9 protein-coding genes are annotated in these 6,963 nt (G+C 69.5%); 7 read left to right on the top strand and 2 right to left on the bottom strand.

The window, feature by feature from the left end; genetic code table 11:
- Positions 1 to 305 (bottom strand): aldehyde dehydrogenase family protein (locus tag VSO01S_RS04585; RefSeq protein WP_153305131.1); only part of this gene is annotated, 305 nt, incomplete at its 3' end.
- A gap of 98 nt (positions 306 to 403) precedes the next feature.
- Here VSO01S_RS04585 and VSO01S_RS04580 point away from each other — a divergent pair.
- The 7 genes from VSO01S_RS04580 to VSO01S_RS04550 all read left to right on the top strand — a co-directional run bounded on the left by VSO01S_RS04580 (position 404) and on the right by VSO01S_RS04550 (position 6,154).
- Positions 404 to 1,300 carry a LysR family transcriptional regulator gene (locus VSO01S_RS04580; RefSeq protein ID WP_068640606.1) on the top strand — a complete coding sequence of 299 codons (897 nt, stop codon included), beginning with the start codon at positions 404 to 406 and terminating at the stop codon, positions 1,298 to 1,300.
- Positions 1,301 to 1,430: 130 nt separating this feature from the next.
- Positions 1,431 to 2,549, top strand: a complete 1,119-nt coding sequence (locus tag VSO01S_RS04575; RefSeq protein WP_068640605.1) for an MlaE family ABC transporter permease — start codon at positions 1,431 to 1,433, stop codon at positions 2,547 to 2,549.
- The gene (locus VSO01S_RS04570) at positions 2,549 to 3,397 is read left to right on the top strand and encodes an ABC transporter ATP-binding protein (RefSeq protein WP_084241684.1); all 849 of its coding nucleotides are present in this window, start codon (positions 2,549 to 2,551) and stop codon (positions 3,395 to 3,397) included. Before VSO01S_RS04575 ends, VSO01S_RS04570 begins: the two co-directional genes overlap by 1 nt.
- A 6-nt stretch (positions 3,398 to 3,403) precedes the next feature.
- The gene (locus VSO01S_RS04565) at positions 3,404 to 4,375 is read left to right on the top strand and encodes an MlaD family protein (RefSeq protein WP_068640604.1); all 972 of its coding nucleotides are present in this window, start codon (positions 3,404 to 3,406) and stop codon (positions 4,373 to 4,375) included.
- 9 nt (positions 4,376 to 4,384) lie between these two features.
- Positions 4,385 to 5,059, top strand: coding sequence for an ABC-type transport auxiliary lipoprotein family protein (locus tag VSO01S_RS04560; RefSeq protein WP_068640603.1), 675 nt, complete (start codon positions 4,385 to 4,387; stop codon positions 5,057 to 5,059).
- A gap of 7 nt (positions 5,060 to 5,066) precedes the next feature.
- Positions 5,067 to 5,531, top strand: a complete 465-nt coding sequence (locus tag VSO01S_RS04555; RefSeq protein WP_068640602.1) for a metallophosphoesterase family protein — start codon at positions 5,067 to 5,069, stop codon at positions 5,529 to 5,531.
- Positions 5,528 to 6,154, top strand: coding sequence for an HAD family hydrolase (locus VSO01S_RS04550; RefSeq protein WP_068640601.1), 627 nt, complete (start codon positions 5,528 to 5,530; stop codon positions 6,152 to 6,154). The genes VSO01S_RS04555 and VSO01S_RS04550 overlap by 4 nt, the downstream gene beginning before the upstream one ends.
- A 15-nt stretch (positions 6,155 to 6,169) precedes the next feature.
- Here VSO01S_RS04550 and VSO01S_RS04545 read toward each other — a convergent pair whose 3' ends face one another.
- Positions 6,170 to 6,919, bottom strand: coding sequence for an SDR family oxidoreductase (locus VSO01S_RS04545; protein WP_068640600.1), 750 nt, complete (start codon positions 6,917 to 6,919; stop codon positions 6,170 to 6,172).
- Positions 6,920 to 6,963: the final 44 nt, after the last annotated feature.

Below are 6,963 nucleotides of genomic sequence, written 5' to 3'. Positions count from 1 at the left end.
CCTTGGGCGTCGGTGAAGACCTTGCCGTGCTCGGCGGTGATGAGGTGGGCCAGCGCGTCGCGGTGCTGGTTCAAAAGCTCCAGGAACTTGAACATCACGCGGGCGCGGCGCACCGGGGGCGTGTCGGCCCAGGCGGGGAAGGCGGCCTGGGCGGCGGCCACGGCGGCGTTGACGTCCTCGGCCGAACCCAGGGCCACCTTGCCGGTGACGCGGCCCGAGGCGGGGTTGGTCACGTCCTGCGTGCGGCCCGAGGTGTTGGCTGCCGGGCGGCCGCCGATGTAGTGCTCGATATTTGCAATGCTCATGGTGAATCTCGCTGAACGAATCAGGCCGGAGTTTCTTCCCGTCTAGAGAAACATGCCAATGAATTCGTCAAAACGGGTTTATAAAATGCCCAAATAACATGATCCAGGCAGCCGATCTCACGATTCTGCGCGCCTTCACCGCGGTGGCGCGCGAGGGCAATGTCTCGCGCGCGGCCGAGCGCCTGCACCTGTCGCAGCCGGCAGTGAGCCTGCAGCTCAAGCGCCTGGCCGACCTCACCGGTCTCACCCTGTTCAACCGAACGTCGCAGGGCCTGGCGCTGACCTCCGACGGTGCGGCCCTGCTGCCGCAGGCCGAACGCGTGCTCAGTGCGCTGGCCGACTTCCAGCATTCCGCGCAGCGGCTGCACACCACCGTGCGCGGCACCTTGCGCATCGGCACCATCCTCGACCCGGAATTCACCCGGCTGGGCGCCTTCCTGCGGGAACTGGTCGAGGGCGCCCCGCAGGTCGCCACCGAACTGCGCCAGGGCATGAGCGGCAGCGTGCTGGATCAGGTGAGGGCAGGCGACCTCGACGTCGGCTTCTACCTGGGCGATGCGCAGGCGCAGCCGGGCGGCCCGTTCGCCACCCGCACCCTGAGCCGCTTCCACTACCGCGTGGTGGCGCCGGCTGGCTGGGGGCCCCAGGTGCTGGGCCGCGACTGGAAGGGCCTGGCCGCGCTGCCTTGGGTGGCCACGCCGCCCGAGTCGGCGCACCACCGGCTGCTGGCCGGTGTCTTCCAGTCGCGCGGCCTGGAGCCCCGGCGCGTGGCGCTGGTGGACCAGGAGGCTTCCATGCTCGATCTGATCAAGTCCGGCGTGGGGCTGAGCCTGGTGCGCGACGCCATCGCCATCCGCGAAAGCCAGGCGCACGGGCTGGTCATAGCCGACAAGGTGCAGCTGGAGTGCGCGCTGCAATTCGTCTCGCTGGGCGCGCGTGTCCAGGAGCCCGTCGTGGCCAGCGCCTGGACCGCGCTAGGACGTGCGTGGCCATGACGTTAGGATGGCAAGCTTCATTTGTTGCCGATTGCATCTGGCAGTCCGACCCGGCACCCAACCGTTGACCAAGCCCTCGACCGAGCGGAGTCCAGCACCCGCCCCATCATCCAGTTCGTCCGACCCGAGCATGCTCGATGCGGACCAGCCGCGCCTCGAACGGCCATCCGCCGATGCGGTGGTGGTGCAAGGCTGCTGGACGGCGCTGGCCTTCTCGTCACAGCGCGACTGGAAGGCGCTGGCCGCCATGCTGGCGCAAACGCCGGCCGACCTGCCCGAGTGGGACCTGCGGCCCATCGGCCAGCTTGACCACATCGGCGGACAACTCCTGTGGAACCACTGGCAGCACCGGTGGCCCGCAAAGCTTGAGATGAGCGCGCCGCAGCGCGCCGTGCTCGAGCAGGTGGCCCAGTACACGGTGCGCGAGCCGCAGGAGCCCAGGCCCACGCCGTGGGACTATTTCCTGCGCTTCGCCAACCGCGGTCCGCACATGCTGGAGACCGCGCGGCGCTTCGTCACGCTCATCGGCCAGTTCGTGCTCGACCTGGGCACCATGCTGCGCGCGCCGCACCGGGCGCCGTGGCGCGACATCTCGGGCCATCTGTACAGCACCGGCGCCACCGCGCTGCCCATCACCGCGCTGGTGGGCCTGCTCATCGGCATCGTGCTGGCCTATCTCACCTCGCAGCAGCTGCGCCAGTACGGCGGCGAGACTTTCATCGTCAACATCCTGGGCCTGTCGCTGATCCGCGAACTGGGCCCGGTGCTGGCGGCCGTGCTCATCGCAGGCCGTTCGGGCTCGGCCATGACGGCGCAGATCGGCGTGATGCGCGTTACCGAAGAGCTGGACGCCATGCGCGTCATGGGCATTCCGCACGGCTTTCGCCTGGTGCTGCCGCGCGTGCTGGCGCTGGCAGTGGCCATGCCACTGATCAGCCTCTGGACGGCGGCAGCCGCCATGCTCGGGGGCATGATCGCGGCCGACCTCACGCTGGGCATCTCGCCCGGCTATTTCATGCAGGCGCTGCCGCGCGCCGTACCGCTGGCCAACATCTGGCTGGCGCTGTCGAAGTCGGCGGTGTTCGGCGTGCTCATCGCGCTGATCGCCTGCTACCACGGCATGCGCGTGCTGCCCAATACCGAGAGCCTGGGCCGGCGCACCACCAGCTCGGTGGTGATCTCGATCACCATCGTGATCCTGGTCGATGCGCTGTTCGCGGTGCTGTTCAAGGGCGTAGGCTTCCGCTGATGACAGAGCCCATCGTTTCCTCCCCACAGAACGGCGGCGCGGCTGCCGGCGGCGGCGACAGCAACGCGGTGGAGATCCGCAAGCTGTGGACCGTGTTCAAGTCGCCGGGCCGCGAGCCGCAGGTGGTGCACAAGGATCTGGACCTGGACATCCACCGCGGCGAAGTGCTGTCGCTGGTGGGCGGCTCGGGTACCGGCAAGACGGTGCTGCTGCGCCAGATCCTGGGCCTGGAAAAGCCCACGCGCGGCGAAGTCTCGGTGTTCGGCGCGCCGCCGATGGAGCTGAGCGCGGCCGGCGCGGCCAAGGTGGGCATGCTGTTCCAGCGCGGCGCGCTGTTCTCGGCCTTCAACGTGCTGGACAACATCGCCTTCGCGCTGCGCGAGCTCAAGGTGCTGCCGGACGAGCTGATCCGCGACGCCGCCATGGTGCGGCTGCAGATGGTGGGCCTGGGCCCCGAGCATGCGCACAAGATGCCCTCGGCCCTCTCGGGCGGCATGATCAAGCGCGTGGCGCTGGCGCGCGCCCTCATCATGGACGCGCCGCTGCTGCTGCTGGACGAGCCCACCGCCGGTCTGGACCCCGAGAGCGCGGACGATTTCTGCGACCTGCTGCGCAGCCTGCACCGCGAACTGGGCCTCACCGTGGTGATGGTGACGCACGACCTGGACACGCTGTTCGACCTCAGCACCCGCATCGCGGTGCTGGCCGACCAGCACGTGGTCGTCACCGGCACCGCCGCCGAGGTGATGGCCCATCCGCATCCCTTCATCCAGAAATACTTCCTGGGCGGCCGGGGCCAGCGTGCGGCGCAGGCCCTTCACCAGCCGCCTTCTGTCTCCGGAAGGTAGGAACCTATGGAAAACAAAGCCCATGCCTTCGTTGCCGGCGCATTCGTCATCGGGCTGATCGGCCTGATCGTGGCGCTGGTGCTCTGGTTCACGCGCGACACGGCCGTGCGCAACATCTATGAAATGTCCACGAGCGATCCGGTGAGCGGGCTGCAGCCGCAGGCCACGGTGCGCTACCGCGGCATCTCGGTGGGCAAGGTGCAGTCCATCGACTTCGACCCCAAGGTGCGCGGCAATGTGCGCGTGCGCATCTCGGTGGACCAGCGCGTACCGCTTACCAAGTCGAGCTATGCCGCGCTGAGCTACCAGGGCGTCACGGGCCTGGCGGCCATTGCGCTGAACGACGACGGCACTTCGCAGGAGCCGCTGCTGCCCGACAACGGCAACCCGCCCCGCATTCCGCTCAAGCCCTCGTCGCTGGCCAGGCTGCAGGAGCGCGGCGAGGCCATCCTCGACCAGGTGGAGCACGCAACCCAGAAGGTCAACGCCCTGGTGAGCGACGCCAACCAGAAGCGCGTGGCCGACGCGCTGGAGAACATCGCGCAGGCCGCGCACAGCGCCAACCAGCTCACCCAGCGGCTGGACGCCACCGTGAAGGACGGCATCGTGCCGCTGGTGGACAGCACGCGCGGCACCATGGCTGGCGTCAAGAAGGCGGCCAGCGACGTTTCGCGCGTGGCCAACAACCTCAACAGCACCGTCACGCGGATCAACGCCGAAGGCGGCGCGCTCGACCGGCTGGCCTCGAGCACCGAGGGGCTGAGTCAGGCGCTCGATTCCTTCAACACCACCACGCTGCCGCGGGTGAACCGCGTGGCCGACGACACGGCGGTGGCGGTGCGGCGGCTGGGCCGCGCCGCGGAAAACATCAACGAGAACCCGCAGTCGCTGCTGTTCGGCACTGGCAGGACCATTCCCGGTCCGGGCGAGCCCGGCTTTGCGGTGCCTGCCGTTCCTGCCACGGCCGCACGCCCCTGAAAGCCCGACATGACGACGACGACCCTTCGCAAGACACCTCTCGCCGCCGCGCTGGCCCTGGCCGCCGCCTTGCTGGCCGGCTGCGGTGCGCTGCCCGAGCGGCCGCAGCGCGCCGCGCTGTACGACTTCGGTGCCGGGCCGAGCGCGGTCTCCGCGGCCACCGTCTCGCCGACCCAGTTGCCCCCCATGCTGCTGCCGCACATCGATGCGCCCGCCCGACTGGATGGCGCGCAGATCCTGTACCGGCTCGGCTATTCGGACCCGAATGAGCTGCGCCCGTACTCGCTGGCGCGCTGGAGCGTTCCGCCGACCCGGCTGCTGGAGCAGCGGCTGCGCGAGGCGCTGGCGCAGCGCCGCGTGGTGCTGGGCGCGGAAGAGGGCACCAACATCGCGCGCGTGCAGGGCAAGGTGCCCAACAGCCTGCGGCTCACGCTGGAAGAGTTCTCGCAGTATTTCGAATCGGCCGGCAGCAGCTCGGGCATGGTGCGCGTGCGCGCCACGCTGATGAACACCACCGGCGCGGGCGACCGGGTGCTGGGCCAGCGCACTTTCAGCGCGCAGGCGCCGGCACCCACCGCGGATGCGGCCGGCGGCGTCAAGGCGCTGGCCGCCGCCAGCGACGCCGTGGTGGCGCAGGTGGTGCAATGGGCCGACCAGCTGCAGCAATCGTCGTCGCCGCAGTGAAGAAGCCATGAGCCTGCGCATCGGACTCATCTCGGACACCCACGGCCTGCTCAGGCCGCAGGCGCTGGCCTGGCTGCAGGGCAGCGACTACATCGTGCATGGCGGCGACATCGGCTCGCAGGACATCCTCGACCAGCTGGCGCAAATCGCGCCGGTGACGGCGGTGCGCGGCAACAACGACCGGGACGGCTGGGCGATGCAGGTGCCGGAAACGGACTTCCTGCAGGTGGGCGAACTCTTCATCTACGCGCTGCACGACCTGGCCTTGCTGGACATCGACCCGGCCGGCGCCGGCGTGCGCGTGGTGGTGACGGGCCACTCGCACAAGCCGCTGATCGAGGAGCGCGAGGGCGTGCTCTACGTCAACCCGGGCAGTGCCGGCCCGCGCCGCTTCACGCTGCCCATTTCCGCCGGCGAGCTGATCGTCGACGGCGCGCAGGTCAGCGCGCGCATCGAGCACCTGGTGCCATGAGCGCGGTATTCGACCGCAGCCGGGTGAAGGCCCTGCTGTTCGACCTGGGCGGCGTCGTGTTCGAGTTCGACTTCGCCGATGCGCTGGCGCACTGGGCGCCGATGTCGTCCTTGCCGCCCGCGGCCCTGCGCCAGGCCTTCTCGCACGACGAGGACTACCAGCGCCATGAGCGCGCCGAACTCTCCGGCGCGCAGTATTTCGACACCTTGCGCCGCAAGCTGCGGCTGGACGCCAGCGACGTGCAGATCGAGTCGGGCTGGAATGCCATCTTCCGCGGCGAGATCAGCCAGACGCTGGACGCCATCGAGCGCGCCCGGCGCCTGCTGCCCTGCCACGCCTTCAGCAACACCAACAAGAGCCACCATGCCGCCTGGCGTGCGGCCTTCCCGCGCGTCGAGCCGGCCTTCGACAAGGTCTTCGCCTCGTCGGACATCGGCCTGCGCAAGCCCGAGCCCGCTGCCTTCGAGCACGTGTGCCGTGAGATCGGCATGCCGCCGCACGCGCTGCTTTTCTTCGACGACCTCGAGGAGAACGTGCTGGGCGCCCGCGCGTGCGGCCTGCAAGCCGTCCAGGTGCGCTCGCCCGAAGATGTGCACGCAGCGCTGCGCGAGTTAGGCTGCTGACTTCGCCGGTGGGCTTCACCGGCCCCCGGTTACGTCGATGGTGGTCCCGGTCACGTAGCTCGCTTCGTCCGACATCAGCCAGACGATGGCGTTGGCGATTTCCTGCGCCGTGCCGGTGCGCTTCATCGGCACGGTGTGCGCAAGCTGGAAGGCGCGGTCGGCATCCCCGCCCGAGGCGTGGATCTCGGTATCGATCAGGCCGGGGCGCACCCCGTTCACGCGGATGCCTTCCTCCGCCACTTCCTTGGCCAGGCCCACGGTGAGCGTGTCGATGGCGCCCTTGCTGGCCGCGTAGTCGATGTACTGGTCGGGCGAGCCGATGCGCGCCGCCGCGCTCGACAGGTTGACGATGACGCCGCCGCTGCCGCCGTGCCGGGTGCTCATGCGCCGCACCGCCTCGCGCGCGCAGACAAAGGCGCCCACCACGTTGATGCGCATCATGCGCTCGAGCCGCTCGACGCTCATCTCGTCCAGGCGCGCCTTCATGTCGACGATGCCCGCGTTGTTGACCAGGACCGACAGCCGGCCCAGCTTCGCGTCGACCTCGGCGAACATGCGCAGCACCTGGGCCTCCTCGCCCACGTCGGCCTGCACCGCCATCGCGCGGCCGCCTGCGGCCTCGATGCGCTGCACCAGTTGGCGGGCCGCATCGGCCTGGCGCGCGTAGTTGATGGCCACCGCGAAGCCGCGCTGCGCGGCCAGCCAGGCGGTGGCGGCGCCAATGCCGCGGCTGCCGCCGGTGATCAAGACAATGGGTGGGTTCATTCGAATCGCTCCTGCACGAAAAGCTCGGGTCGGTTAAAACCGCA

Source organism: Variovorax soli NBRC 106424, assembly GCF_001591385.1.
Taxonomy (GTDB): domain Bacteria; phylum Pseudomonadota; class Gammaproteobacteria; order Burkholderiales; family Burkholderiaceae_C; genus Variovorax; species Variovorax soli.
Note: the sequence above shows the minus strand (reverse complement) of the source record. Positions and strands in the feature narration are given on the sequence as shown.

Excerpts from the sequence above, each read along its gene's own strand:
- VSO01S_RS04580 (WP_068640606.1), top strand. The coding sequence starts at position 404 with ATGATCCAGGCAGCCGATCTCACGATTCTGCGCGCCTTCACCGCGGTG.
- VSO01S_RS04575 (WP_068640605.1), top strand. The coding sequence starts at position 1,431 with ATGCTCGATGCGGACCAGCCGCGCCTCGAACGGCCATCCGCCGATGCG.
- VSO01S_RS04570 (WP_084241684.1), top strand. The coding sequence starts at position 2,549 with ATGACAGAGCCCATCGTTTCCTCCCCACAGAACGGCGGCGCGGCTGCC.
- VSO01S_RS04565 (WP_068640604.1), top strand. The coding sequence starts at position 3,404 with ATGGAAAACAAAGCCCATGCCTTCGTTGCCGGCGCATTCGTCATCGGG.
- VSO01S_RS04560 (WP_068640603.1), top strand. The coding sequence starts at position 4,385 with ATGACGACGACGACCCTTCGCAAGACACCTCTCGCCGCCGCGCTGGCC.
- VSO01S_RS04555 (WP_068640602.1), top strand. The coding sequence starts at position 5,067 with ATGAGCCTGCGCATCGGACTCATCTCGGACACCCACGGCCTGCTCAGG.
- VSO01S_RS04550 (WP_068640601.1), top strand. The coding sequence starts at position 5,528 with ATGAGCGCGGTATTCGACCGCAGCCGGGTGAAGGCCCTGCTGTTCGAC.
- VSO01S_RS04545 (WP_068640600.1), bottom strand. The coding sequence starts at position 6,919 with ATGAACCCACCCATTGTCTTGATCACCGGCGGCAGCCGCGGCATTGGC.